The sequence below is a fragment of the Sulfitobacter sp. SK011 genome (assembly GCF_003352065.1).
GTDB lineage: Bacteria > Pseudomonadota > Alphaproteobacteria > Rhodobacterales > Rhodobacteraceae > Sulfitobacter.
This window is the reverse complement of record NZ_CP025803.1, coordinates 632437-658124: the sequence shown is the minus strand read 5'-3', so window position 1 is coordinate 658124 and position 25688 is coordinate 632437. Positions and strand designations below refer to the sequence as shown.

At 56.8% G+C, this 25688-nt stretch carries 22 protein-coding genes; 12 read left to right on the top strand and 10 right to left on the bottom strand.

What is annotated here, in order from left to right:
• The first annotated feature begins 13 nt into the window (after positions 1 to 13).
• The 6 genes from C1J02_RS03100 (at position 14) to C1J02_RS03075 (ending at position 7836) form a co-directional block, all read left to right on the top strand.
• On the top strand, positions 14 to 1126 hold the full coding sequence (locus tag C1J02_RS03100) for an ABC transporter permease (protein WP_114877109.1): 1113 nt from the start codon (positions 14 to 16) through the stop codon (positions 1124 to 1126).
• Complete coding sequence (locus C1J02_RS03095; protein WP_114877108.1) at positions 1126 to 1902, top strand: ATP-binding cassette domain-containing protein; 777 nt, start codon at positions 1126 to 1128, stop codon at positions 1900 to 1902. The genes C1J02_RS03100 and C1J02_RS03095 overlap by 1 nt, the downstream gene beginning before the upstream one ends.
• 115 nt (positions 1903 to 2017) lie before the next feature.
• The gene (locus tag C1J02_RS03090) at positions 2018 to 2686 is read left to right on the top strand and encodes a cupin domain-containing protein (RefSeq protein ID WP_114877107.1); all 669 of its coding nucleotides are present in this window, start codon (positions 2018 to 2020) and stop codon (positions 2684 to 2686) included.
• A gap of 466 nt (positions 2687 to 3152) precedes the next feature.
• A complete protein-coding gene (locus C1J02_RS03085) occupies positions 3153 to 5609 on the top strand; it encodes a Lon protease family protein (RefSeq protein ID WP_114877106.1) in 2457 nt (818 codons plus the stop codon).
• Positions 5609 to 6406, top strand: a complete 798-nt coding sequence (locus C1J02_RS03080; RefSeq protein ID WP_114877105.1) for a hypothetical protein — start codon at positions 5609 to 5611, stop codon at positions 6404 to 6406. Before C1J02_RS03085 ends, C1J02_RS03080 begins: the two co-directional genes overlap by 1 nt.
• Before the next feature lie 563 nt (positions 6407 to 6969).
• Positions 6970 to 7836: a helix-hairpin-helix domain-containing protein gene (locus tag C1J02_RS03075; RefSeq protein ID WP_114877104.1), complete on the top strand. Its 867-nt coding sequence runs from the start codon at positions 6970 to 6972 to the stop codon at positions 7834 to 7836.
• Positions 7837 to 7921: 85 nt separating this feature from the next.
• Here the strand turns inward: C1J02_RS03075 and C1J02_RS03070 are convergent, their stop codons facing one another.
• Genes C1J02_RS03070 through C1J02_RS03025 form a run of 10 tightly spaced genes read right to left on the bottom strand, consistent with a single transcriptional unit; the run spans position 7922 to position 15411 of the window.
• Entirely contained in the window at positions 7922 to 8848 is a 927-nt protein-coding gene (locus tag C1J02_RS03070; protein ID WP_114877103.1) for a FoF1 ATP synthase subunit gamma, read from the bottom strand.
• Entirely contained in the window at positions 8832 to 10370 is a 1539-nt protein-coding gene (locus C1J02_RS03065) for a F0F1 ATP synthase subunit alpha (protein ID WP_114877102.1), read from the bottom strand. Before C1J02_RS03065 ends, C1J02_RS03070 begins: the two co-directional genes overlap by 17 nt.
• The gene (locus C1J02_RS03060; RefSeq protein WP_114877101.1) at positions 10360 to 11130 is read right to left on the bottom strand and encodes a F0F1 ATP synthase subunit B; all 771 of its coding nucleotides are present in this window, start codon (positions 11128 to 11130) and stop codon (positions 10360 to 10362) included. The genes C1J02_RS03065 and C1J02_RS03060 overlap by 11 nt, the downstream gene beginning before the upstream one ends.
• Before the next feature lie 3 nt (positions 11131 to 11133).
• Positions 11134 to 11421: a F0F1 ATP synthase subunit C gene (locus tag C1J02_RS03055; RefSeq protein ID WP_114877100.1), complete on the bottom strand. Its 288-nt coding sequence runs from the start codon at positions 11419 to 11421 to the stop codon at positions 11134 to 11136.
• On the bottom strand, positions 11418 to 12113 hold the full coding sequence (locus C1J02_RS03050; RefSeq protein WP_114877099.1) for a F0F1 ATP synthase subunit A: 696 nt from the start codon (positions 12111 to 12113) through the stop codon (positions 11418 to 11420). The genes C1J02_RS03055 and C1J02_RS03050 overlap by 4 nt, the downstream gene beginning before the upstream one ends.
• A complete protein-coding gene (locus C1J02_RS03045; protein ID WP_114877098.1) occupies positions 12110 to 12409 on the bottom strand; it encodes an ATP synthase subunit AtpR in 300 nt (99 codons plus the stop codon). Before C1J02_RS03045 ends, C1J02_RS03050 begins: the two co-directional genes overlap by 4 nt.
• Positions 12406 to 12693, bottom strand: coding sequence for an AtpZ/AtpI family protein (locus C1J02_RS03040; protein WP_114877097.1), 288 nt, complete (start codon positions 12691 to 12693; stop codon positions 12406 to 12408). The genes C1J02_RS03045 and C1J02_RS03040 overlap by 4 nt, the downstream gene beginning before the upstream one ends.
• Positions 12690 to 13100 (bottom strand): ATPase, encoded by a 411-nt coding sequence (locus tag C1J02_RS03035; protein WP_114877096.1) that lies wholly within the window; start codon positions 13098 to 13100, stop codon positions 12690 to 12692. Before C1J02_RS03035 ends, C1J02_RS03040 begins: the two co-directional genes overlap by 4 nt.
• On the bottom strand, positions 13097 to 14473 hold the full coding sequence (gene atpD, locus C1J02_RS03030) for a F0F1 ATP synthase subunit beta (RefSeq protein WP_114877095.1): 1377 nt from the start codon (positions 14471 to 14473) through the stop codon (positions 13097 to 13099). Before atpD ends, C1J02_RS03035 begins: the two co-directional genes overlap by 4 nt.
• Positions 14470 to 15411: a carbamate kinase gene (locus C1J02_RS03025; RefSeq protein ID WP_114877094.1), complete on the bottom strand. Its 942-nt coding sequence runs from the start codon at positions 15409 to 15411 to the stop codon at positions 14470 to 14472. Before C1J02_RS03025 ends, atpD begins: the two co-directional genes overlap by 4 nt.
• A 501-nt stretch (positions 15412 to 15912) precedes the next feature.
• Between C1J02_RS03025 and C1J02_RS03020 the strand changes: the two genes are divergently transcribed.
• The 6 genes from C1J02_RS03020 (at position 15913) to C1J02_RS03000 (ending at position 25519) form a co-directional block, all read left to right on the top strand.
• Positions 15913 to 17094 carry an acetate/propionate family kinase gene (locus C1J02_RS03020; RefSeq protein ID WP_114877093.1) on the top strand — a complete coding sequence of 394 codons (1182 nt, stop codon included), beginning with the start codon at positions 15913 to 15915 and terminating at the stop codon, positions 17092 to 17094.
• 275 nt (positions 17095 to 17369) lie between these two features.
• Positions 17370 to 19148, top strand: coding sequence for a heme peroxidase family protein (locus C1J02_RS03015; protein ID WP_114877092.1), 1779 nt, complete (start codon positions 17370 to 17372; stop codon positions 19146 to 19148).
• Between the two features lie 36 nt (positions 19149 to 19184).
• Positions 19185 to 20852 (top strand): amidohydrolase family protein, encoded by a 1668-nt coding sequence (locus C1J02_RS03010; RefSeq protein ID WP_114877091.1) that lies wholly within the window; start codon positions 19185 to 19187, stop codon positions 20850 to 20852.
• A 44-nt stretch (positions 20853 to 20896) separates the two neighbouring features.
• Positions 20897 to 22141, top strand: a complete 1245-nt coding sequence (locus C1J02_RS20770) for a peptidase M10 (protein ID WP_162798216.1) — start codon at positions 20897 to 20899, stop codon at positions 22139 to 22141.
• Positions 22142 to 22169: 28 nt separating this feature from the next.
• Positions 22170 to 24389: a S8 family serine peptidase gene (locus C1J02_RS03005; protein ID WP_162798215.1), complete on the top strand. Its 2220-nt coding sequence runs from the start codon at positions 22170 to 22172 to the stop codon at positions 24387 to 24389.
• Entirely contained in the window at positions 24386 to 25519 is a 1134-nt protein-coding gene (locus C1J02_RS03000; protein ID WP_114877089.1) for a serine protease, read from the top strand. The genes C1J02_RS03005 and C1J02_RS03000 overlap by 4 nt, the downstream gene beginning before the upstream one ends.
• Positions 25520 to 25688 lie beyond the last annotated feature (169 nt).

Below are 25688 nucleotides of genomic sequence, written 5' to 3'. Positions count from 1 at the left end.
AAAGGTCAAGACGATGTCAGACGCCACCAACACTGATGAACGAATAAAGGAAATGTCGGGCCTGCGGCGCGCCTTGATCCGCCCCGAATTGGGCGGCATGGTCGGTACTGTTGCTGTCTTCACATTTTTCATTTTGTTTGCCTACGACAGCGGCATGTTCAATGCACAAGGTGTGATGAACTGGTCCATTGTATCTGCGCAATTCATGATCATCGCGGTGGGTGCCTGTCTTTTGATGATCGCAGGCGAATTCGATTTATCCGTTGGTTCCATGATTGGATTTGCGGGCATGATGATCGCCATCTTTGGCGTGGTCATGGCGTGGCCGATGTGGCTTGCAATCCTTGTGACTTTTGTCATCTGCATCGCGTTTGGCTGGCTGAACGGCTACATTGTCGTGAAAACTGGCCTACCTAGTTTTATCGTTACTCTGGCGACGCTTTTCATTCTGCGCGGGTTCACGATTTTTATTCCCCAGACGATCGAATCCAAGACCATTATCGGCGGCATTCGCGAAGCCGCTGAGGGCGATTGGCTCGCCCCTCTGTTCGGTGCCAAGATCGGTGGCCCGTTCTTTCAGTGGCTGGGAGACATTGGCGTCATTGGTGTTTTCACCCGCGGCAACCGCGCAGGTGAGCCGGTCGTCGATGGTATCCCGATGCTGATGATCTGGGCCATCGCGTTGGTGATCTTTGGCCATGTGTTGTTGACCCGCACGCGCTTTGGTAACTGGATTTTCGCCGCCGGAGGTGACGCCCAGGCAGCGCGCTATGCGGGTGTTCCTGTGGACCGCGTCAAAATCAGAATGTTCATGTTCACGGCCTTTTGCGCGACCGTATTCGCTGTCTGCCAGGTGATGGAATTTGGATCAGCGGGGGCTGATCGCGGCCTGCTCAAGGAATTTGAGGCGATCATCGCGGTCGTCATCGGCGGCGCATTGCTAACGGGTGGATACGGGTCCGTCATCGGCGCGGCCCTTGGCGCATTGATCTTTGGGGTCGTACAACAGGGCCTGTTTTTCGCCAATGTAGAAAGCTCGCTTTTCCGGGTGTTCCTGGGTGTGATCCTTCTACTTGCGGTCATTCTGAACACCTATATTCGCCGACTGATCACAGGAGAGCGCTGATGGAACCGATCATTCAAATGCAAGACATCCAAAAGCACTTTGGCTCTGTCATCGCGCTCGCTGGTGTCACAATCGACTTCTACCCCGGTGAATGTCACTGCCTGCTGGGTGACAACGGTGCGGGGAAATCGACATTCATCAAGACCATGTCGGGCGTGCACAAACCCACGTCAGGTGAGATCAAGTTTGAAGGCAAACCCATGCACTTTGACGATCCGCGGGATTCCATCGCGGCCGGGATTGCCACGGTTTATCAGGATCTGGCGATGATCCCACTGATGTCAGTGAGCCGTAATTTCTTTATGGGAAACGAGCCGATCAAGAAAAAGTTCGGTTTGCGGTTCTTTGATCATGAACACGCCAACGCAACGACAATGACAGAAATGCGCGAAATGGGCATCAACCTGCGTGGTCCCGATCAGGCGGTTGGAACCCTTTCGGGCGGCGAGCGTCAAACCGTTGCGATTGCGCGTGCAGTGCATTTTGGCGCAAAGGTTCTGATCCTTGATGAGCCCACTTCTGCACTTGGCGTCAGGCAGACGGCCAATGTGCTTGCCACTGTCGACAAAGTGCGCAAACAGGGCATCTCAGTTGTGTTTATCACTCACAATGTTCGCCACGCGATGGCTGTCGGTGATCGGTTTACTGTCCTCAATCGCGGCACGACCTATGGCACCGCCAGTAAAGGTGAAATAACGCCGGAGGAATTGCAGGATATGATGGCTGGCGGGCAAGAGCTGGCCACGCTTGAGGGATCGCTTGGCGGGACGGTTTAGCGCCCTGCAATTGCAGGTGGAACACACACTGACGACGGGTTAAGGAACGAGCGACGGAAACGAACTCATTGCTGTTTGATAACCGTCGCGGCCGACAACACCGAAGGGACATGCAATGGAATTGAATGCAGATTTCGACGAACGCGTGGTTGTTCATTCCGATCAGCTTGAATGGAGCCCCTCGCCGATGCCCGGTGTCGACCGCCGCATGCTGGATCGCATCGGGGGTGAAGTCGCGCGCGCAACCAGCATCGTGCGCTATGCCCCCAACAGCAAATTCTCGGCACATACCCACACGGGTGGTGAAGAGTTCATCGTGCTTGATGGCGTGTTTCAGGACGAACACGGCGACTTTCCAGAAGGCACTTATGTGCGCAACCCGCCAACAACATCACACACCCCAGGTTCTGAACTTGGCTGCACAATCTTTGTGAAACTTTGGCAGTTCGACATGGATGATCGGAACCAGTTTCGCAAGGATATGGCTGCGGAATTGAATGCGCCGGTTGATGGCGTTGCAACCGCAGTCTTGCACAAAGACAGCCGCGAAACGGTCACTTACAGCCACCTGGACGCAGGCGCTGTATTGATGAATACGGATGCTGGCGGGATTGAGGTGCTGATCATCGCGGGCTCTGTCAGCGTAGATGGGAATACACTGGGCAAGCATGATTGGTTGCGGCTGCCAGAAGGTCAATCGCTGTCCGCAGTGGCAGGTGAGGATGGCGCAAAGGTCTGGATTAAGACGGGCCACCTGCCCGATGCAAAACCACCGTCCATCTGATGGTGCCGTGACGGCCATAAAACAGCAGGCCTTGGCACACGATACCTGAGGCGATGCGCCCCCTCCGCGGTGCTAACGCAAGTTGTTGACCTGTGGCTGCGGTCTTTAGATGCCACGCTTCGCACTAACACAGGTTTCTGTACTTCTATCTCAACCCTTTTGACCTCCACCCTCAAGAAATTATCTCGGTGTTCCCCAAACCCGAGAACCACTCACTGCATTGATACGCATCAATGAAGTTCGCGTCTGTTTGTGCAGTCTGATGGTACAAATGGGCGGAGCATTGCCATGCAGAACAACACGCAAGAGGTCATCCAGCGTCTTTCAGGCGCAGCCTTGCTGGAGGAAGCGATCAGGGGCCAAGACGGATGCATTGAAATTTTTCAAGCTGGTTTGGTGCCCACTCCCTCCCCAAATAGAGGCCCCGAGTATGCCGACCTTATAAGTGCCTGGGGGAGGTGATGTGATGCGGAAAACTTCCAAAAAATCAGGCATCCCAAAAGGCTTGTCCCCCCTGCGTCTGCGCGCGGAATGCGACCCAAAGACACTTGGCTTTACAACGACTGCCAAGCTCAAACCCGTGCCGGGGCTCATTGGCCAGGATCGTGCCATCGGAGCGATTAAGTTGTCCGCCGAAATCACCTGCAAAGACTTCAATTTGTATGTTTTGGGGCGCGAAGGTACGGGGCGTCATACCGTGGTTGATCAATTGCTATCAAAAGCCGCAGAAAGCCGCCCAGAACCTTGCGACTGGGTGTACGTCAACAATTTTGAAGCTCCGCATAAACCGAACGCGATGAAGCTGAACCCCGGCACCGCCGCCACGCTGAAATCAGCGATGCAGCGTTTGGTCGATGATCTTGCAATTGAAATTCCCGCATTGTTCGAGTCCGAGGAATATCAGACCCAGCGGCGCGCCATTGAAGAAGAATTCGGGCAAAAGCACGAGGTGCCGATTGCCGAATTTGCAGAGCGGGCACAGGCTGAGAATGTGGCGCTGCTGAGAACGCCGATGGGGTTCATGCTGTCGGCGATTGTTGATGGCAAGCCGATTAAGCCAGAGGTCTACGAAGCGCTGACGCCCGAACAACGGTCTGAGATCGATGCAAAAATCGAAGAACTGCAAGAACAACTGGCCAGCATTCTGAAAAATGGACCGCAGTTGGAAAAGGAGCACAGGCAGAAGGTAGAGGCGCTGCACGCGGAAATGGCCGAACGTGTTGTTTCTCTTAGGGTGCGTGAAGTCGAAACTGAATTTTCGGGTAGTGCTAATATCTGCTCTTATCTGGAACAGGTGCGCACAGACATGGTGTCGAATGCCGATCTGTTTCTGGTGTCCAGAGGGGCGGGCAACACTGGCCCGTTTCCGGAAGTCATCCGCAAGTATCACAAAGATCCGATTTTTAACCGATATGCCGTGAACATCATGGTTACTCATGACGCAGGGCCAAGGTACGCGCCGATTGTCAGGGAAGACCTGCCTTCGCTTAACAACCTGACCGGTCGGATCGAACATATTTCTGAGATGGGCACTCTGGCCACCAATTTTACCCTGATCAAACCGGGTGCATTGCACCGTGCGAATGGCGGATATCTGGTTCTGGATGCCCAGCGCTTGCTGTCGGAACCCTATGCATGGGATGGTCTCAAACGTTGTTTGCAAAGCCAATCAATTTCGATCACATCGCTCGCGGATCGCCTCAGTCTGTCATCTACCATTACGCTTGAACCTGATCCCATTCCGCTGGATGTCCGCGTGGTGCTGGTCGGCGATCGACGGCTTCACATGCTGCTGGTTCTTCTTGATCCCGAGTTTGGTCAGCTTTTCAAGATACAGGCTGATTTTGAGGACGATCTGCCCCGCACTGCCAAAAACACGCGTGCACTGGCAAGAATTGTCGCCGGATATGCAAACAGGCAAGGTCTGAGGCCAATGACGGCCGCGGCCGTCGCGGCGCTGCTTGATCACGCCGTTCGGCTTGCCGACGACGCCAAGAAGCTCACGCTTGAACTGGGCGCATTGGCCGATGTTATGCGCGAAGCCGATTTTTATGCAGCGCAACAAAAACGTAGCTTGATTGCAGACAGCGACATCAAACAGGTGATCCAACAGGCAATGCTCAGATCGTCCCGCATCAAGGAGCGCATGCAGGAAGCCATCACACGCGAAATAATTCTAATTGATACAAGTGGCCGTGCGGTCGGTCAGGTCAATGGCCTTTCGGTTGTCGGAATTGGTACGCACCATTTTGGCCGTCCCTCACGGATTACGGCGCACGCACGTATGGGCGCGGGCAAGTTGATTGATATCGAACGCGAGGTAGAGCTTGGCGGCCCACTGCATTCAAAGGGTGTGCTCATTCTGAGCAGCTATCTTGCCACCCGATTTGCGCTGGATGTCCCGATGTCCTTGCATGCAAGCCTGGTCTTTGAACAAAGCTATGGCGGTATCGACGGTGACAGTGCGTCATCGGCTGAACTTTATGCGCTGCTGTCGGCCCTGTCAGGTGTTCCGATCAGCCAGGCGTTCGCCGTTACCGGGTCAGTGAACCAGAACGGAGAGGTGCAGGCGATTGGCGGTGTAAACGAAAAGATTGAAGGGTTTTATGACGTATGTCATGCGCGCGGACTAACTGGCAAACAGGGGGTTCTTATTCCGGCATCAAATGTCGATCACCTTATGCTGCGTCGTGACGTCGTCGACGCTGCCAAGGCCGGCACATTCCGGGTCATTCCGATCAAGACCATTGATCAGGGCATAGAAGTGCTGACGGGCACGTCCGCTGGCAAACGTGGACGCAGCGGTGAATTCCCTCCTGACAGCATCAATGGTCTGGTCGAGGCACAATTGCGCAGCTTTGCCGAAAATCGCCGCCGTTTTGCGGCTCGGGATCACGAGCAACCCGACGGGGGGGCGGACTGATGGCAGAAACACCTCGTCCCGGCCTGCGCATTCTCGTCGGTGCAGGCTCTTTTGCTGACGCCGCCGCGGCGCTGCGTGTTGTCGCGCAATTGCCCAATGCGTTCCAAGCCGGACTTGGTGGCATTTTGGTTGAAGAGGTCGACACACTTGCCTCATGCCAAATACCAAATCAACGCATCGTGCTGGTCAGCGGCGCAACAAGTCTGGCACCCACTCAATCGCAGATGCACACACTTTTGAAAGCGGATGCGCGGGCGTTTCAGAGGTCTCTGGCACACACCGCAAATCCAACAGGCGCTCATTGGGTTTTTGCACAAGACAGGGGCGATCTTGTCGGCACGGCACTTCGTGCTGCCACAGGTTGGGACATTCTTGTGATTGGATACCGTCAGGTTCACAAGATACCAGGAAAAATTGTCGTTCTCGAAGCAACCCACCATCCAAGTGACGCCGTAAGAGAGGCCTCCAATCGCCTGTCAAAGCAATTATCAGCTGATCGACTGGTGTTTTCGGTCGATCAAGGCGTTGACCGGCCAACTGCCAACCAGCATCCAGAAGGGTTTCAGTTTAAGACTTTTGATGACGCGCTAAAGGCCCTCACACGCACGAATGCGCAAGCCGTGCTGGTGGATCTGACACACGGGCCCATTCACAATCTGGATGATCTTGCGCGACTTCTTGAAGTCGCACGCTGCCCTCTGCTGGTGTTTGGCATGTCCGGAATGAACGCAATGCTCGAACACAGCACGCATATTCCACCCCCCTCCGATATCGCAGGTCGCAATGGTGGTTCATAAGCTCTAAAACGGTGTGCAATTTGTGGATGCAGGCGCAATCCCGACCCTGAGACGCGCCATCACCCTGCCGCTTTTGATCTTTTATGAGCTGCGCGTCACAATTAGCACCGGTGCCCTTGTACTTGTCGGCACCACCGCCGTTCGGGCAGGATAATAAGCGCGGCCTCAGCAATCCCTATGGGGAGCGCGGGCTCATTTCCAACAAACGTGTCGTTGCCGCTTTGGCTCTTCCTTGTAATGATCATTCTATTCACCCGATTGATTGCGGTCTGGGGGATTATCGAGTCAGTCAGATTGGCGGCGATATGGCACCAACCCGAACTCATTCGTGATCTGCCAACTGTTTTGCAGTCAATCACGGACACTCCTGCTGTGATAGCAATTGCGTTGACCAGTTAGCTGGTTGCTGCTGCCTTCATCGGGCTGGTCACTTGTGTTGCGATGCTGGTCGGTCTCACCCATTTTATGGATTAAGACTGTCATCTGCGCCGCTTTGACACCGATCAATGTGCACATAGATCACTGATCTAAGCTGCCTGACATATATGGAAAGGCAACCACCGATGGCAGCGCAGCATATTGAAACCAGCCCGATTGCGGAGAACGTCTTTGTCGCGGAAAAGCTGAGAGAGGTGGCCGACCTGCTTGACCAACAGGCCGCTGCGCAATTCCGCGTGCGGGCCTATCGAGAGGCCGCAAATTATGTCGCAACACTGCCCGACCCGATCCGCACCATTTATCAAATACAGGGCGGACGCGGGCTGGAGGATCTGCCGACAATCGGCGTGTCTATCGCCGCCGCTATTGCTGAGTTGCTTGATACCGGTGCCCTGGGCGTTCTGGACCGGTTACGTGGGTCTTTAGACCCCGAAAAGCTGTTTCAGACCGTTCCAATGATTGGCCCGACACTTGCACGCGCAATCCATGATGCGCTGCATATTGACACGTTGGAAGCTTTGGAAGCCGCAGCCGTCGATGGTCGACTGAAATTGATCAAGGGAATGGGCCAGCGGCGTGTCGACAGCATTCGCCATTCCCTGAATGATCTGCTGGCGCGACGGCGACCGTCAGGACCAAGAAAGGCAACAGCGGAGCCGTCCGTCGCCGACATTCTGGCTGTGGATCAGGAATACCGCGGCGCGGCGGATACCTTACCCGCCATCAAGCCGCGCCGCTTTAACGAAACCGGGCATCGCCGCATCCCCATCTTGCACACCGAGCGCGGCAAGTGGCAGTTCACCGCGCTCTATTCCAACTCTGCTTCAGCCCACCAGTACGGCAGAACCCGTGACTGGGTCGTCATCTATTTTGAGCGCGACGGCCATGCCGAAGGTCAGGCCACCGTCATCACGCAACACGGTGGCGCATTAGACGGGCGGCGCATTGTGCGCGGGCGGGAAAAATCCTGCGCGGAATTCTACGGAATTTGAGCCTCGCCTCAAGCGCTGGCGCATGCCGGACAGGGCATGTTTGCGAGCATAATTGGTTCCTGATTCAAGTGATAATCATGAGAAGTCAGAAGTCTCTAATGCTCACAGTATCTGCGCTAGTGTATCGATGCTCGCTTTTTTTGAGGGCCTCATACCCGATTATCACATCAAGAAGCTCAGTGGTTATTTCGGTTTGCCGCACAGCACGCGTCTCCGACTTCAGTTCTTCCAGCCTGTCGTCGACGGATTGTTCCGCCTGCTGCATCAGCGCAAGCCGCGCTGCATTCTCAGTCACCATCGCTTCTGCAGCAGCCCGGAAAATGCTGGCAAACAGATGGCCCCTGACCAGCGCCCTCAAAAGATCGTCTTGCGCCATTGAAAAGTATGGCAGGCTGCGCGAGGCCCAGGGCTTTACCCCAAGATCTCGGACAAGGGCGCTATCAAGAGGCAGCAAAGGCGTTAATTCAGGGGCCTGCGTTCCGCCCTTTTTGCGCGCGAAATAAGCAAGCGAGACGGCAATGTCACGTGGGTGGCTGCGACGCTGCAAATCGTCCAGTTTCTGGGTCAGAAGGTTTGCCAGACGTCCGATCCCATCGACGGATGCTGGCGGAAAGAACGCCTTTTCAACACTAATGCCATTGCCCGCCAGCGCATCCGTCATTTGTGCCCCAACACAAAGAACGGTCGTTGCCTTGTCACTGCTTGGATAAATGTACTTTGCAACATGCGTGGCAAGTGCCTCATTATAGTTGCCGCACAAACCATGATCCGATCCGAATACGACCACCACCCGCTGAGCTACGGCCGCAGTCGCACGATCCAATGGCGCTGATTGCGACAGCAGGGCATGTAAGCCGTCCAGCACCGTGTGATGATACGCTTCGATGGCGCGGGCCGCGTGCTCATAGGGTGCAGAATTGATTGCCGATAAGGTTTTCATTGTGTGAACAACGCTGCGAATGCCCTGCATGCTGGTTGTGCGCCGTGACAGCGCCTCAAGCGTCTGCGCCATCTTGCCCTCCCAGTGCTTCACGGACTTGCTTTCCAAGTGCGACGAGCCGGGCGCGGGCGTTGTCGTCAAAGGGTTCGTTCCGCCTGATCAATTCGGCAATATCGTCCAGATCACGTGCAGCAGCGGTTCTGAGGGCCACCATTGTCGCAAGGGCGTCGGCCTCGCTCAATCCATCGAACTGGCCATCCATCGCGGCAACCAGAACGGTCAGCTGTTCGATGGCAGGGATCGGGTCGCGTTCGGCCTGTCGTAACGAGGCCCGGACCGCGGCACCCCGTGTCAGTCGGGCGCGTGTTGCGTCGTCCAGCCGTGTGCCAAAACGGGCAAAACCCTCCAGCTCTTCAAATTGTGACAGGGTTACGCGCAGATTTCCGGCCACGGATCGGAACGCCTTGCTTTGTGCCTTGCCGCCTACCCTTGAAACTGACACCCCCAGATCGACCGCCGGAAACTGATTTTTGCGCACAAGGCGTGGCGACAGATATATCTGGCCATCGGTTATCGAAATGAGATTGGTCGGAATATACGCGGACAGGTTTTCCGCCTGCGTTTCGACAACCGGCAGAACCGTGATCGACCCACCGCCAGCGGGTTCCGTAAATTGGCCTGCACGCTCCAATAAACGCGCGTGGATGTGAAAAATATCGCCGGGAAAAGCCTCCCGCCCCGGCGGACGGCGCAGCAATAGCGACAATTCCCGGTAAGATCGGGCGTGGTGGGTCAGATCGTCAAGCACAACCAGCACATCGCGACCCTGACCTGAGAAATACTCCGAAATGGTCAGCGCGGCATAGGGCGCGATATAGGCAAGCCCTGTCGCATCTTCATCGCTGGCCGATAGGATGACTGACCGCGCCATCATACCACCCTCGCGGATCGCACCGATCACCTTGGCAACCGCGTCGCCGCGTTGCCCGATGGCACAATAGATGCAGATTACGTCGGTTCTTTTCTGGTTCAGGATCGCATCGACTGCCAATGATGTCTTGCCGGTCTGCCTGTCCCCGATTACCAGTTGCCGCTGTCCGAGGCCAATCGGCACTGCGGCATCTACGGTTTTGATGCCTGTCGCCAGAGGCCGTGTGATGGCCTGTCGATCAAGGATCTTCGGTGCCTCGGCCTCAACAGGGCGCGAGGCCTCTGCCTTGATCGCGCCTTTGCCATCTTGTGGTTCACCAAGCGCATCCACAACGCGCCCCAAAAGTGCAGGGCCAACCTTGGTGCTGACCACAGTGCGCGTCCGCAGAACGCTTGAGCCCACCGCAACACGATCAGACGTTCCCAACAGAACAACGCCCAGACGTCCCGGTTCAAGATCAAGCACGATGCCTTGCACGCCGCTCTCAAAGCGCAGCACTTCGTCTGACAAGGCTCGTTCCAGCCCTGTTACAATGGCAATTCCGTCAGCCACCTCGGCAACCTGCCCGATTTCACTGAGCGTTGGCGCAGGAGCCGGACTGTCCAGAAGCACCTTCAAGATAGCCTCAGGATCAGCACCCTGTTTGATGGTGTCACTGCTCACGAGACTGCACTTTCAACTCGGCACCGCTGGCAAGCCGCTTGCCAATCAGCGATTCAAGTTCATCAATGTAGGAGTCCACGGTCCAAGCCAGCTGCGCCCCACCCATGCGAAGCACCAGACCCGGCGCTTGATCCGCATCCGTGTCGAATTCCACTGAAATATCAGGGAATACAGCATTCAGTTCGGTAGCAAAACCAACTTGCGCCGATTTCGGCAACGGCTCATGACTTGTCATCACAGCAACAATCGCCTCCCCGGCCGCATGTTGCAGTTCTGCGGCCATCGGTTTGATTTGCTGAACAAGGTGCCGCGCCATCCGCTCTTCCAGCGTTTCATCCGCCAGATCAATGAGCGCCTTGCGCGTCAGCGAAAGTAACGCACCGGCCCCGGCATGATGCATCTTGGTGGCATATTGACGGGCTTCTTCGTCCAAATGTGCCTGCAAGCTGACATGTTCCTGTTCCATCCGCTGGTGCGCTTCGGCCAACAGTGCATCGCGCTTTTCCTCGGCGGTTTTGCGGATTGTCTCAGACATCTCGGACTGGGCAACGTGCAGGGCCCGCTTCTTTTCGCGGTACTCTGCCTCGATAGCCGCTGCCTGATCCTTGGCCTCGACAGCCTCTTGCATTCTATTGGTGATCTCAGCCTCTCTTGCGTCAATACCGTCCAGAATCGGGCGGTAGAGGAACCGCTTCAAGAGCCAGACCAGAACCAGAAAGTTGGCGATCTGTGCAGCAACAGTGATCCAGTCGATGGACATGGTTCAGCCACCTGCCGCTTTTGCCGCAGCAACAGCCGTGTTCCAGAATGGGTTTGCAAATATCAAGATCATGGCAACGACAAAACAATAGATCGCCGTCGACTCGATCATGGCGAGGCTCACAAACAGGGTCCGCGAGATGTTCGGGGCGGCGTCGGGCTGTTGGGCAATCGCGCTCAATGCCGTCGCGGCGGCGCGTCCTTCACCGAGTGCCGGACCGATCGCACCAAATGATACGGTCAGTCCCGCTGTGAAAATGGAGATGGCAGCGATGATTCCAAGGTCTGTCATGGCTTGTCCTTTTCGGGCTGGGGAGGGGTCGGCGCACCGGTAGCGCTGGAGATGTAGACCGTCGCTAAAATCGCGAAGATATAGGCCTGAATGATCCCGGTCAGAAGGCCAAGCACATCCATCACCACCGGGAAAAAGAAAGGTGCCACGCTAAGCAGGATCGCCGCAATCACCGCACCGCTCATGATGTTCCCGTAAAGCCGGATGGCAAGTGAGATACCACGCGAAAACTCTGCGATGATATTGAAGGGAAGCATGATGAAAGACGGTTCCAGATAGGTCTTGAGATACCCACCTAGACCTCGGCTGATCACACCAAAGAGCGGGACCGCAATGAGAACTGAAATCGCCAGTGCTGTCGTCGTCGACAGGGATGATGTGGGCGGGTCAAAGCCCGGAATAACCAAAAGCAGATTTGAAACGGCGATGAACAAAAACAGCGTCCCTGCGAAATACAAAAGGTAGCGTGACGGGCCGGGGGCGATTTCCTGAATCTGTCCCTGTATGCCTTGCACAATCACTTCGAGCATCGTGCGCCATCGGTTCGGCGGCACATCCGGCTGCAGTCTGCGGGTGATGACCATTGAAGCGACCGTCAGCAGCGCCATCACGACCCAGGTGTAAAAGATGGTCGCGTTGATGGGATATCCCCATACGTCGAACATGATCGTTTGATCGGGCGACAGATTCATGGTGCGCCTCCGGCAGGTGCGCCTGTGCCTACAAAGGTCGTCGCGATGAAACGCGCGAAAAAGAACGCGATTGCGTACCCAAGAGCGGCCCATAGCCCGCCCAGCCCCACGACGACCAAACCAACCCCAAGCAAGCCTGAGATCCGCAAAGCTGCGCTGAATGCGAGAATTCTGATCGGGTTTTGGGTCCTTAGGGCAAACCGCATCCCAAAAGCCAGCCCAATGAAAAAGACCGCCCCCATTGCGCTGCCGATCGCAAGGCCAAGTATCATAGTCATCCAGTCAACGTGTATCATCGTTCGCCTCCTTCTTTGTTGATCCATGCCGCGGCAATGAACGCGCCCAGGACGACGCCGCCGAGGATCAAAGCGATGGTCCAGGAAAAACTCTGTGGGGCCACACGATCCAGCCAAAGGCCGAGAAATGCGCCGCCAACCGTAGGCACCGCGACGGACCAACCGATCATGCCGAATGTACCGATGCCGCGCAGTGGGCTTGGCCCCGGATGATCGCGCGTCGATTTCATCCGCCTGGCCTGGCGGGCGATTTCTTCGGTGGCTTTGTCGGGTTTCGGTGTCATTGCCATGGCCTTTGCAATTCCGCGAACCGACGGACCATATTGGCTTCAAGTCGCGACAGGGCGGACCGGGCCTGACGCTCATCTTCATCCATTTGGACAAAGCTTGCCTCAACAGTTTCTTGCAGATTGCCCAGATCATCACCGCGGACTCCGCGCAGGGCGGCAACAGAAACCTTTTGTCCTTTCTTGACCAGCAGGCCTTCGTCGATGCCAAAAATTTCTTCGGATCCGTCGACAAGGCGCAGCGTCATGACCGACGGGACCAGTGCTGTGACGAAATCAACATGATTGGGCCAGATGCCGAATGCGCCGTTCTGTCCCATAGCTGTCAGGCGCGTCGCCTGTCCCTCAAATAGCGTGTGGGTTGGCAGGCGCAGCGTTACTCTCATGTCAGGTGCCATACTCATGGGTTGACCTCCAGATCATCAAGGCCACCAATCATGTAATAGGCGCTTTCAGGGCGATCAAATTGCGTCTGCGCGAGGATGGTCTCGCAACCAGTCAGCGTATCCTCGATCGCCACCCGCTTGCCGTCCATCCCGCTGAAAGACCCCGTCGTGAAAAAGGGCTGCGTCAGAAACCGCTCCAGCCGCCGCGCCCGCGCCACGGTGGCGCGGTCGGCCGACGACAACTCCTCAAGTCCGAGCATGGCGATGATGTCACGCAATTCTTCGTATTCGGCCAGTGTCCGGCGCACGGCGCGCGCAATGTCGTAATGCCGCTGCCCGACGACCGAAGGCGTCAACATCACCGATGCAGACGCGAGTGGATCAACCGCTGGATAGAGCCCCTCACTTGCCCGTTTGCGCGACAAGACCACGGAGGCGGACAGATGTGAAAAGATATGCGCCGCTGCCGGGTCGGTAAAATCGTCGGCGGGCACATAGACCGCCTGAATGGATGTGATGGCACCGCGGATTGTGGATGTAATGCGTTCCTCAAGTGCCGCCAGTTCTGTGGCCAGCGTGGGCTGATAGCCAACACGTGATGGCATCCGCCCCATCAGGCCCGACACCTCGGACCCGGCCTGGACAAACCGAAAGATGTTGTCGATCAGCAGCAGAACGTCTTGCCCTTTGTCGTCGCGGAAATATTCGGCCATCGTCAGCGCAGTGTTGCCCACCAGAAATCGCACGCCCGGGGCCTCGTTCATCTGGCCGAAAAGCATCACTGTTTTCTCTCGCACGCCTGCCGCACCCATTTCGCGGTACAATTCCTCAGCTTCGCGTGAACGTTCGCCGATGCCGCAAAACAGGCTCACGCCCTTGTGGCGCTCTACGGTGTTGTTGATCAATTCGGTGATCAGAACGGTCTTGCCCACGCCCGCCCCGCCGAACAAACCGGTTTTGCCGCCCCGTTCGATGGGAGAGAGCAAATCAATGGCCTTGATTCCAGTTTCGAGTATCTGGGAATGCAGCACACGGTCGCGGAGCTTGGGTGGGGATTGATGGATCGATCGGTATTCGGTTGCCACCGGGGCCGGACGGTCATCAATCGGCGCGCCGAACACGTCCAGCATTCGGCCCAAAACAGCGTCGCCAACCGGAACGTGGATCGGCCCCCCTGTCGCCCGCACTGTCATGCCAAGGCCAAGCCCGCGCACCGGTGCCATGGCAATGGCCCGGACCATACCGTTGCCGATCAACCCGGCCACTTCCAGCGCGATCTTACCCACGTAAAGCAAGTCATGAATGCGCGGAACTGGCCCATCGAACTTCACATCAACAACACCACCACGAATGGCCGCGATGCGACCATCGGTCATTGTGTCGGGTTTCATAGGGGTCTTAATTGCCATCCGTTTGCCTCAGTTTTCTGGGACACGCGGGTGCCCGCCGTGCCGTCAAGGATCGCCAGCGCATCTGTCAGGCGGCCAATGCCCGAAACGCCGCCACGATCCGCAAGATCGCAAGCAGCCGCCAGTTTGGGGCCCATCGACCCCGCCGGCACATCAAGCGCACGGCCCTCATTCGGTGTCAGGTGGCGGAGCGGCATGGCGGCGTCAGTTCCAAAGCCCTGGTAGACAGCATCCACATCCGTCAACAGCAACAAAGCCTCCGCGCCGATATCGGCAGCCAAAAGCGCACTGGCAGCATCTTTGTCGACCACCGCCTCGACCCCGATCAAGCTGCCGTCAGCGCGGCGTATCACCGGGATGCCACCGCCGCCTGCGCAAATCACGATCACGCCCTGATCAAGCAGCATTCGCACCACCCGCAGATCAGGGATTTCGACCGGTTTGGGTGACGCGACGACGCGACGCCAGCATGCGCCATCCTGTGCGATGGTCCAGCCCGCCGCCTTGGCCCGTGCCTCCGCTTCGTCCTTGGTGTAAACTGGGCCCACAAATTTGCTTGGCGTGCCAAAAGCGGTGTCGTGGGCATCCACAATCACCTGCGTCAGAAGTGTTGCAACCGCATGATCGTGACCAAGCGCATTTTCCAGTTCCTGTTCGATCAGGTATCCGATCATCCCTTCGGTTTCGGCACCCAGCACATCCAGAGGATAGGCTCCATCTTGCTTATAGGCAGCGCCCTGCAACGCCAGTAACTCCACCTGCGGACCATTGCCGTGGGTGACGATCATCTGATGACCGGCCTGCACAATCTGCGCCAGCGACCGCGCCGCCGTTTTGACATTGGCCCGTTGCGCTTCTGCGGTCAGAGGCTGCCCCCTTTGCAAAATTGCGTTTCCACCGACAGCAGCGACAACCAACATCTCACGCCCCCGAAGTGGCGAAAGGAACCACCTTTGTTGTGTGCATCCGGTCATGCGCCTGACCACAAGAGATTGAGACGCCCGTGTGTCCTATGGATATGGACAAATCTTTTGGCATTGGCCTTCTCCTTTGGTTCACGGGCCACACCCGCGTTCCAATTCGGTCTTTGAACTGGTCGGCCCAATGTCACAGGGTAGGCCCGACCAGATCTGCTTGAACTCAGGAGTGACACATGAGACCTGCGATTGATTGACAAAGGTCAATAATCAAGCGTCTGCTCCATATAAGACGGACATGAATTTACTTTGCTGTGGAACGGTTTGCGCGATGGCGGGCGGCATTTTACTTTGTAACGCGACTTCTTTGGTCCAGATGTCCCCGCAGACCTCCGGACAGTCTCCCAATAGTTTTGCCACTTTCTGTTTTGGTGGGGCGATGTGTCTGGCCTCAGCGGTGATGGCGCGGGTATCTGTTCAGGGCCCTTTTGCTGGCTGCACTGCATGAGCAGGGTTCTACTGACGATCAACGCTGGATCATCGAGCGTTAAATTCGCGGTATTCGAGGGCGATACTGTCTCCACTGAACCCGTGATTTGCGGCAAGATCGCGGGGATCGGTAATGCCCCCATCTTCACGGCGCGGGACAAGAACGGCGCGCTACTTGATAAAGGAATGCTGGAAACGCTCGAGGTGTCGGCCGACCATGATCAGGTGATAGCACGTCTGTTGCCATGGCTTGAAACGCACCATGGTCAGGGGTCGCTTGCCGCAGTAGGTCACCGCGTTGTGCACGGCGGTCGGGACTTCACTGCACCAGAACGCATTTCCGACGAGGTGTTGCACAAGCTGGAAACCCTCGCGCCGCTCGCCCCGCTGCACCAGCCGCACAACATCGCGGCCATCCGCGCGGTTGCGAACTGGAAACCCAACCTGCCTCAGATTGCCTGTTTTGATACAGGCTTTCACCGTGACCAGATGCGGCTGGCAAAGCGCTTTGCCCTGCCCCGCACCCTTACCGATGCGGGCATCATCCGTTATGGATTTCACGGTCTGTCCTACGATCATATTGCCAGCGTCCTGCCAAGGCACCTTGGCAAACAGGCGGATGGGCGGATCATTGTCGCCCATCTTGGCAACGGGGCCAGCATGTGTGCGATGAAGGATCGCAAGAGCCACGCAACCACCATGGGCTTTACGGCTCTGGATGGGTTGATGATGGGCCGCCGCTGCGGCACGCTTGATCCCGGCGTGGTGTTATACCTGATGCAATCCAAAGGTATGCAAGCCGCAGAGATTGAGAAACTGCTCTATAAGAAATCCGGGCTTTTGGGTGTCTCAGGACTGACCAACGACATGCAGGTGCTGCAAAACAGCGACGATCCACATGCAAAGGATGCTATCGCGCTTTACTGCTATCGGGCCGCAAGCGGTCTGGCGGGGCTTGTGCCTTCGATTGGCGGTTTGGACGCCGTGGTATTTACCGCGGGCATCGGTGAAAACTCGGCCCTTGTCCGCAGACAGATCTGTGATCAGCTTGACTGGCTTGATGTCATGCTGGACGACGCCGCCAACACCCGCAACGAGGTCCTGATCAGCACAGCGGCATCCAAGGTGAAGGTCCTCGTGATACCCACAAACGAAGAGTTGGTGGTGGCGAAAGCCTGTCGCAATTTCCTGTCCTGATCGGCATTGAAAAAAGGTCCGGCGATGTTATCGCAAGCCGCCTCACGCAGGTCACGCCAAGACGATTGGTGGCTGCGAGAAACTCGATCTTTTGACAAAACGAATCATGAACGCCCTGCTCGATAAGTCAGTATTTTCGCGTGAAACGAGAACTGCAAGGCAGAAATAATCCAATAAATACAGACGGTTTAGACAGGGTACGGAATGCCACCATAGATAGAAAGCTGCCGTTAGGTTAACATCGTAAGTATTTTAATAAATAGATGGAGTATTTCATGTCCATATTTTTCCAATCGCATGGCGGTTCTAACCGCGTTTCAAAACCCAAGACCAGAGCCGCGGCTGCGCCATCTGCACTGGTTCCCGCAACAGGCGATGTCGCCGTCGATGAAGCGGCGGATTTCGGGTACCTGTTTCCACCATCCGGCAATCCCGGCGACTATCTTTCTGACGATGTTCTGGGTGAACTGGATGAGTTGGGCAACCTGATGGTGCCCGACGAAGATCCTGGCAATCTGCATGTTACACCGGATTCGACCCTCCCCCCGATCTTGACCTATTGGGGTCAGTTTCTGGACCACGAGCTGACGGCACGTACGGACCGCGAGACGGATATTTCCAAGATCGATACGGCAGTGCCGTTGATGTCAGCCGCAGAAATTGAGACCAAACTCAAGAATGCACGGACGCCACGCTTTGATCTGGACAGTGTCTATGGCGGCTTGCCGGTGGGCGTCGACATCACGCCGGACGTCGTCAAGGTCATCTCCGGCATGCGGCATCCGGCCCATCCTGAAAAGATGCGCGTCGGCACGGCAGAGGCGATAGGACCATTGCCAGATGGCTTGGACCCGCACCGTGATCTGCCCCGGTTTCAGCAGGTGCAGCCAGAAATACGCGACGCCTATCTGAATATCTTGCGCGACAGCCTGTCCCCGGCGGATTTTGCCGCCTTCGAAGCTGGTTTGCCGCAGCGGGCCATCATCGGGGACATGCGCAACGACGAGAACCTCATCATCGCGCAGTTCCACCTGAGCTTTCTGCGCTTTCACAATCGCGCGGTAGACTTTCTTGAGGCCAACGACACCGGCTGGATGCCTGACTTTCATGCAGCACAGGCGCTTACACGGCTGCATTATCAATGGCTGATCGTCGACGGATATCTCAAGAAAGTTTGTGACCCAGCGGTGGTCGACGCCGTTCTTGCGGCCAAAGCGCGGCACTTCTTTGAATTCCGTGCCGCCCATGCCGATAGGGTCGGTGCCAAAACCTTGGGCAACGCCATGGCGCTGGAATTTTCCGTGGCGGCGTTCAGGTTCGGGCACACCATGGTACGCGATGCCTACGATTATAACAAAAACTTTGGCCGCTCGACGGGCGGGGCGTTCCTGCCCTCCGCGCCGTTCGACGAGATATTTACCTTCACCGGTGGCGGTGGCTTCAGAGGCGGTGCCCGGGTGCCTGAAAACTGGATCATTGACTGGACCAGGTTCGTAGAGGCCGACGGCAACAGTGCCGATGGACATCCTGCCAAGACGGCCCGCAAAATCGATACGCTGCTGGCACCACCATTGGGCGATTTGCACAACGAGGCCAAGGACGAACCCAACCCCAACATCAAAGCGTTGTTCCGGCATCTTGCGCGGCGCAATCTTCGGCGCGGGTTAAGCCTGCGGTTGCCAACCGGGCAAGCGCTGCATGCGCATCTGAAATCCGTTGGCGCGGTGACCAGCGATCCCGTCGCAAATGTCGCCGACCTGCTGGACGGAAAGCCCAACCTAAAGGCCTTTCTGGAAGGGTCGCAGTCGCGCTTGTTCGAGCGGACGCCATTGTGGTTCTATTGTCTGGCCGAAGCCGAAGCGACAGGCGGCGACCATCTGGGCGAACTGGGCAGCTGGATCGTGGCAAGCACGTTCATCGCAATCCTGCTCGCGGACCCGGATTCTGCGCTCTCGCTTGATTTCACGCCGCAGGACAGCCCATTGGAGGCACCCGATGGCACCCCCATCGACAGCATTTCCAAATGGATGAAATTTGCGCTGGTAATGGAGTAAGGGAACCGCAGGCACTCGAAAGAGAGGGAGACGATAATGATCACCCGCAGACGGCTTTTGCAACGCGGCCTTGGCTTTGGTGGGCTGTCGCTTTTGCCGGGCTGCGGGCGGATCAAAAGCTTTTTCCAGCCTGAGGTTTCCCGTACCGCGATCGACATTCACGCGCATATTTTTAATGGTCGGGATGTGCCGCTGGTGGGCTTTTTACAGCAGACTATATTACGCGACCCGCACCAGCCGGTCGAAAGCGCGCCCGTCACCGGAGCTTTTCTGAAACTGCTCAAAGCCATCATGTTGTCAGGAACACCGCGCGCCGGAAAGGAACTTGAGACGTTGGGTACCCAAGGTTTCATATCTGCGCCAGAGCCAGAGGTCCTGAAGCGCGACGAACGCAACGTGGCCGCAGGACTGGCCGCGTTCAGCCGTAATCTGGGTCAGCAGACCGCCGGGTTGCGCACCACACGAACCGAAGAGGAACAGGTGCTGGACCGGATTGCCGCAGAGGTGGGGCAGCCAAATTTGCGAAACTCGCTTCAAACCCCAGAAAATCAAGGGCGCACCTTGGCCGCTGAAATTTTCAGGCAAGGCAATACCGGCGCGTTGTCACAAGGCGAAACGCGCAGCTATGTCCATTATTCACCGTTCATGCAAACGATCCGTTGGGCCGGTCTTTTGACGCGACCGCGCGTGGATATCCTCGCAGAGTTGGGGCGGCTTTACGGCGGGCCCTCAGGCATCCGTATATTCTCGCCCTCACTGGTGGAATTCAGCGCCTGGTTTTTGACCGAAGAAACGGTCACTCCGACAGAGGATCTGATCACGCTGTTTTCTGCGATTGCCAAGAGTTATCCGGATGCTGTGATCTTGAACTTTGCACCGTTTTGTCCGCTCAAGGCCGCCCTTGAAGCCGAAGATGATCCGAATGCCGACACATTGCGCCACGTCAAGCGGGCGGTTCTCGAATTCGGGTTCGCCGGCGTGAAGCTCTATCCGCCGATGGGTTTCGTTCCGTCCGGAAATGACCGGATCGACATCACATGGGCACCACGCAAACCCAAGGCGGGCGGCGCAGCACTGGATGCGGAGCTGTTCAAACTTTATGAATGGTGTGTGGCGAATGACGTGCCGATCAAGGCGCATGCCAACAATTCCATTGCCGCTGGCCCGGACACTGGCGCGTTTGCTTCCCCCGATGGATGGCGCGGCGTGCTGGACCAGCCCGGACTGAAAAATCTGCGCCTGAACCTCGCACATTTTGGCGGCTTTGATGAGAGCGCACCTGCCGGGGCATTGGCGACAGGGGTGGATTGGGAAGAAACCCTCGCAGGTATGCTGGAGACCTATCCGAACCTCTTTTTCGATCTAAGCTATTGGACCGACGCGGCTGATCCAGAGTCTCCATCAAGGGACCGGGTGATGCAACGGGTCGCAACGTTGCTTGGGCGGACGCCCAAAATGCTGGACCGGATGATGTATGGGTCGGACTGGTCAATGATCGGGCGGGTGCCAAGCCATCCACAGTATCTTGCGGGTGTGCGACAGGCGCTGGACGAGTTGGCACTGGATGATGCCACCCGAGAAAGCGTCATGGGAGGCAATGCCGCGCGCTATCTGGGGTTGGACGCTGATGGCGCGCAACAGTCCCGGCTTTCACAATTTTTTGCCGGTCATCCGGTTTTTGAGGACATTTTCAACAGCGGGTGATCGTTTCCAGAGTTTGATCGCCACATTCATCAAGGGGATTTCTGATGACCACAAGAATACTCATTGCAGCCTTACTGGCACTCACGCCGCATCTAGCCTCGGCACAGCAGGCCACACCGGAAGAGGCCCAAGAGGCGTTGAAATCCGCGGCCGAGGCGGCCCGCACGCAAGCAAAACAACTGACCTTCGAAGAGTTTCGCGACCAGACGCCTTTCTTGCCCGAGACAGGAAAATACTACGTCAATGGCGACACGCCGATACGCAACGAGAAGCTGTTGCGCGAGTTTTATGAGCAGAACATCGCAAACACACCACCAGTCCCCAGCGGCAATGTCCCCGAGTTTACGATCATCACCAACGGCGGCCTTGACCAGCTTTGGGGTGCCACTCAGCAACGTCAGCTGAGCTATTGCATCAGTACGGCATTTGGTGGGCGTCATGCTGCGGTGGTCGCGGACATGCAAGGTGCAACAGCAGCGTGGGAGGCCGTGGCGGATGTGGATTTTATCTATCATCCCGGCGAAGATTCAATCTGTGACACATCCAACGACGGGGTGCTTTTTGATGTGCGTCCGGTCAATGCCGGCGGTCAGTTTCTTGCCGCCGCGTTTTTCCCAAACGACCCACGCGATGACCGTAGCGTCGTAATTGACCCTTCGTCCTTTGGCCTCGATCCGAACGGCAACCTGACGCTGCGGGGGATCCTACGGCATGAACTGGGGCACGTCATCGGTGCAAGGCACGAACATGTCCGTCCAGACGCCGGGGCCTGTTTTGAGGATACCGATTGGCGACCGGTGACAGACTATGATGCCTTTTCGGTGATGCATTATCCGCAGTGCAATGGATTGGGCGACTGGACTTTGCGCCTGACCGAAACCGACAAGAACGGTGCCGCCTGTATCTACGGTGCGGCGGCGGGGTTTGTCATCGACACCTCGGTCTGTACGCCTCTGCATGGCAGCGGTGGCGGGGCCATGACAGAAAGCTTTGGGCCCATGGATGTTGCCCAGGATGATTTCATCCTGATTGGCCAGTTTCCTGTCGCGCCCGGAACCCCTTTTAGCGCCGTCATGACGGGGGATGGTCCTGCGTCAGGTGATCCTGATCTTTATGTCAAATTTGGCGGTCCGGCGCTGATCTCAAACTTTGACTGTCGACCGTATTCCGATGGCGCAGAAGAAACCTGCGCTGTCGACGTGCCGGCAGGGCAGAGCACTGCATTTGTCGCTGTCCACGGGTATGACGCGGGCCGTTTCGCTATCACCGTCACCCACACGGGTCCATGACCTGCGAAGCCAACAAGGAGGAATAACCATGAAGGTGTTTGCCCGAGTTATTGCACTGCTGCTGTGCGGTGTGGGGCCAGCGTGGGCCCAAAGTGCAGTGCCGGTTGCAGAGCTGGAGTGGCGCTCTGCCAGCCAGTCAGACGCAGAATTGGCGATTGAACTGAGCACGCTTTATGTCGTGCTCTACAACTCAGGCAATCTGACAGTCCGCGAGGCGACCACGGCAAAATCACCCTTTGTAGAGATTCTGCTTCGCGAAGAGGGCGTGTTCATGGGATCGTTCTTTCCCGAGGCGCTGGACGCGCTCTTGTGTGATCTGAACCCAGATGTCTGTTCGCGAACCCGCAAAGCCGTATCGGAAAAGACGATATCGGACGTTGCCGCTCATATTGGTGGGTTTACCATCAGCCGAGGGCGTTGGGCGACCCGGGCAGGCACGACAATCCTGATCCCGGATTACCTGTTCGAAAGCGTGACGGTCCTGTCACGCATCGAAGTGCCGGCGGACTGGCGCGCTGAGGATTATGTGGTACCGGCTGGGGTGGAGTGTTCCGCCTGGAAAGCAAGCTGCGAAGACCTCGTGAAACGTTTCAACCCCACGACGATCAAGCGGCCCACGGGCACGATCAAAGTTACGGTTCCACAGCTTCGGTTGGCAACAACGGTTGCACTCAAAGCAGACGGCAAGTCCAGCTTCAGCAAAGTACTGGCAGACCTCGGCATGGCGCAACCCGGCAGCAAGACGGAACGCGAATTTGTGAGCGTCACGGAGCGCTCAGCAGAATGGAACCAGCTCATCACGACCGAGTCGCCCAATGATCTGGCGCTGGATGCCATGCAGAAAAATCTGCGCCCTGTTGGGTCCGTGTCCAAGTACGCGGTCGAAGATGAGCCATACTTTGACCAACAGATTGATCTTTTCAAGCTGATAAACCATCCGTTTGCTGGGTCTGGGGATATGCCAGATGAATATAAGCGCCCCATAGGTGTTGTGGTGATCGACAGCCGGTTATTGTCAGGTCATTGCGACTGGCCAAATGTATCGACAACAGACGGGACCGAACTGGTTGCCCCGGTTGAAGAGTTTACAGCAGATGTTCTTGAAGCCTCCAATGACACCACGACAGCGGCCATACCCAGTGTGGACTGTGCCAAGATCGACGAACTGGCGCTGAGCGACAGTGATCACGCGGCATCGGTTGGTGGGCTGATCGCATCGCAGGAAAATGGCAAGGGCATGATCGGTCTCAATCCTGCGGCGCAGTTGCGGTTTTTGGAATTCGACAAGAATGCTGTGGCAGAAACCCAGATCGAAAATCTGGTAAACCAGTTGCAGCAGGATATTCCCGAAGGGACCCGCGTTGCAAACATGAGCTTTGGTATCCTGCAAATTTGGGGCAATTTCGATGAGGTCGAAGCCGCCTTGGCCGCGCAAGGTAGCCGGATGTTGTTTGTTGCGGCGGCCGGCAATGAAGGCCAGGCGATGGACGATGAAAGCTGCCGTATCTTGCCCGCCTGCCTGAACGGGTTGCCCAATGTTATCACGGTCGTCGGGCTGAACGCTGATCTCGCTGATCCGCGCCCTTGGCAAACCGATACGGCGGCGACCAATACCAATCCAGAATTCGATGTAGGCGCAATTGCGCAAAACGTCCTGTCCACAGTTTCCAACAACCGTTTCGCGCATAAATCGGGCACGTCGATTGCAGCCCCACAAGTTGCCGCCGCCGCCTCACTTATCTTTTCTGCCGGGGAATTTATCTATCGGGACGCTCAGGGCGGCGCGCAGTTGGCCCCCAAGATCGTCAAGGATCGGCTGATCTATACCGCTGACTTTTTTGGGGAGTTGAGCGGTGACGTCAGTGCCGGGCGGCTGAATATCGGCAGGTCGATGCATCTTGGTGACGCCCAGTTCGAGCTTTTCGATGGCCGCAGAATCGTCGGACAGGTCAAGCAGGCCCCAGACGAATTCTCCTGTCGCACGCCACATGAGAACCAGAAGTTTCAGAAGTGGTGGAATGTCCGGCGGCTGGTCTTCAACGAAGCCCGCAATCGGCACATCATTTTCAGACATATCGGCGGTGATCTGGGTGACCGTTATGGGGCACTGGAAAGGTATCCTTCGTGCAATGTGACCACAGCGTCAGCTCCAGTGAAAGTACAAACCAGCGTCGCGGACGGGTTTGAGATTGTGGAATTCCGGTTTGCCGACATCAAAGATTACACGTCGCCGTTGTTCGACGAATGAAACTTCTGTTGATCCTCATCTGTTTTGCGCTCGCGGCACCATTGGCAGCACAACAAGCGCCGGTCATGGAAGCCCATGTTGACGGTAAGGTGCGCGGCAGCGACATCCGCGTGGGGCCAGATCGCATGACAGGCCAACCGCCGGTGCTGTGGACTGGTGAGATCAGCCAACCCGGTGCGGACTATATCCGCCTGCTCTTGCGGATCGAGGGGGAGGGGTTTGACCCCGCCGCTTTTGTCCACCTTGTATCTGCACTTGACCAGAGCTTTGACATTCCTCTATCCACAATCGGGCCTGAGGGATACTGGACCAATCTGATGCCGCTTGGCCGGGTGCGGCTGGCGCTGGTTTCTCAGAGCGTGCCGCAGGAGGCGGCGCTGATCATTGAAAACCTCGCAGTGCAAAGCGCCAAAGGGTCGCTCTATTCTACCTGGGGCGAAAATGAGATCCTGCCAATCAACGCGCAGGAAGTCCCCGAGGCCATTCGTGCGCTGGCCGCCCCCGTCGCATTCCTGTCGTTCATCGACGGCGGTTTTGCCCGCACCTGCACCGGATTTCTGATCGAACCCGATCTGCTGGCGACGAACGAACACTGCATCAACAGCGCCGAGACCTGCCGGAGCATGACCGCCGTATTCGGCTATGAATTCGATCCGCAGAACCGTCTTGTCATGGGGCCGCAACTGCGCTGTGACGAATATGACGATACACGCAGCACATTTGACCTGGACGTGTCGGTGATCCGGCTGAACCGCCCCGTCGGGCCTGAGTATGTACCGGTCGATATCACAACTGACATTCCAGACCCTGACGGCCCGCTTTTTATCATTCAGCACCCTGGGTCACAGCCAAAACAGGTTTCCTTCATCAACTGTGCCGCAGTGCAGACGGGCGTGGACGGGCGCGCGACAGGCAGCGACTTTACCCATACCTGCGATACCGCAGGTGGGTCGTCGGGGTCGCCGGTTTTCAATGCCGATGGGGTGCTTGTCGGGGTGCATCATTTCGGTTTCATGGATGACACCGACGGTATCTGGTCCGAAAACCGCAGCACCCATGCAGATCAGATCGGTGCGTGGTGGAAAGGCTGCTGCCAGCCAGTGGATGCCACAGCCCTGCCCGCTGATTAAGTGATATACTCCAGTGCGGCTCTGCCAGCACCAGAGGGAACACACCGAACCTCCTTCTTTTTTGAGCTTCCAGTCGATTTACCGCCGCTGAAATTGATCCATCTCATGGCGCGCTTTTTCTGACCGTGATCTGATTAGTTCAACAGCGTGATCCGCCCGCACGATCATT

Bases quoted from the DNA above. Each gene is read 5' to 3' on its own strand.
- C1J02_RS03100 (WP_114877109.1), top strand. From the start codon at position 14: ATGTCAGACGCCACCAACACTGATGAACGAATAAAGGAAATGTCGGGC.
- C1J02_RS03095 (WP_114877108.1), top strand. From the start codon at position 1,126: ATGGAACCGATCATTCAAATGCAAGACATCCAAAAGCACTTTGGCTCT.
- C1J02_RS03090 (WP_114877107.1), top strand. From the start codon at position 2,018: ATGGAATTGAATGCAGATTTCGACGAACGCGTGGTTGTTCATTCCGAT.
- C1J02_RS03085 (WP_114877106.1), top strand. From the start codon at position 3,153: ATGCGGAAAACTTCCAAAAAATCAGGCATCCCAAAAGGCTTGTCCCCC.
- C1J02_RS03080 (WP_114877105.1), top strand. From the start codon at position 5,609: ATGGCAGAAACACCTCGTCCCGGCCTGCGCATTCTCGTCGGTGCAGGC.
- C1J02_RS03075 (WP_114877104.1), top strand. From the start codon at position 6,970: ATGGCAGCGCAGCATATTGAAACCAGCCCGATTGCGGAGAACGTCTTT.
- C1J02_RS03070 (WP_114877103.1), bottom strand. From the start codon at position 8,848: ATGGCGCAGACGCTTGAGGCGCTGTCACGGCGCACAACCAGCATGCAG.
- C1J02_RS03060 (WP_114877101.1), bottom strand. From the start codon at position 11,130: ATGTCCATCGACTGGATCACTGTTGCTGCACAGATCGCCAACTTTCTG.
- C1J02_RS03055 (WP_114877100.1), bottom strand. From the start codon at position 11,421: ATGACAGACCTTGGAATCATCGCTGCCATCTCCATTTTCACAGCGGGA.
- C1J02_RS03050 (WP_114877099.1), bottom strand. From the start codon at position 12,113: ATGAATCTGTCGCCCGATCAAACGATCATGTTCGACGTATGGGGATAT.
- C1J02_RS03045 (WP_114877098.1), bottom strand. From the start codon at position 12,409: ATGATACACGTTGACTGGATGACTATGATACTTGGCCTTGCGATCGGC.
- C1J02_RS03040 (WP_114877097.1), bottom strand. From the start codon at position 12,693: ATGACACCGAAACCCGACAAAGCCACCGAAGAAATCGCCCGCCAGGCC.
- C1J02_RS03035 (WP_114877096.1), bottom strand. From the start codon at position 13,100: ATGAGTATGGCACCTGACATGAGAGTAACGCTGCGCCTGCCAACCCAC.
- atpD (WP_114877095.1), bottom strand. From the start codon at position 14,473: ATGAAACCCGACACAATGACCGATGGTCGCATCGCGGCCATTCGTGGT.
- C1J02_RS03025 (WP_114877094.1), bottom strand. From the start codon at position 15,411: ATGTTGGTTGTCGCTGCTGTCGGTGGAAACGCAATTTTGCAAAGGGGG.
- C1J02_RS03020 (WP_114877093.1), top strand. From the start codon at position 15,913: ATGAGCAGGGTTCTACTGACGATCAACGCTGGATCATCGAGCGTTAAA.
- C1J02_RS03015 (WP_114877092.1), top strand. From the start codon at position 17,370: ATGTCCATATTTTTCCAATCGCATGGCGGTTCTAACCGCGTTTCAAAA.
- C1J02_RS03010 (WP_114877091.1), top strand. From the start codon at position 19,185: ATGATCACCCGCAGACGGCTTTTGCAACGCGGCCTTGGCTTTGGTGGG.
- C1J02_RS20770 (WP_162798216.1), top strand. From the start codon at position 20,897: ATGACCACAAGAATACTCATTGCAGCCTTACTGGCACTCACGCCGCAT.
- C1J02_RS03005 (WP_162798215.1), top strand. From the start codon at position 22,170: ATGAAGGTGTTTGCCCGAGTTATTGCACTGCTGCTGTGCGGTGTGGGG.
- C1J02_RS03000 (WP_114877089.1), top strand. From the start codon at position 24,386: ATGAAACTTCTGTTGATCCTCATCTGTTTTGCGCTCGCGGCACCATTG.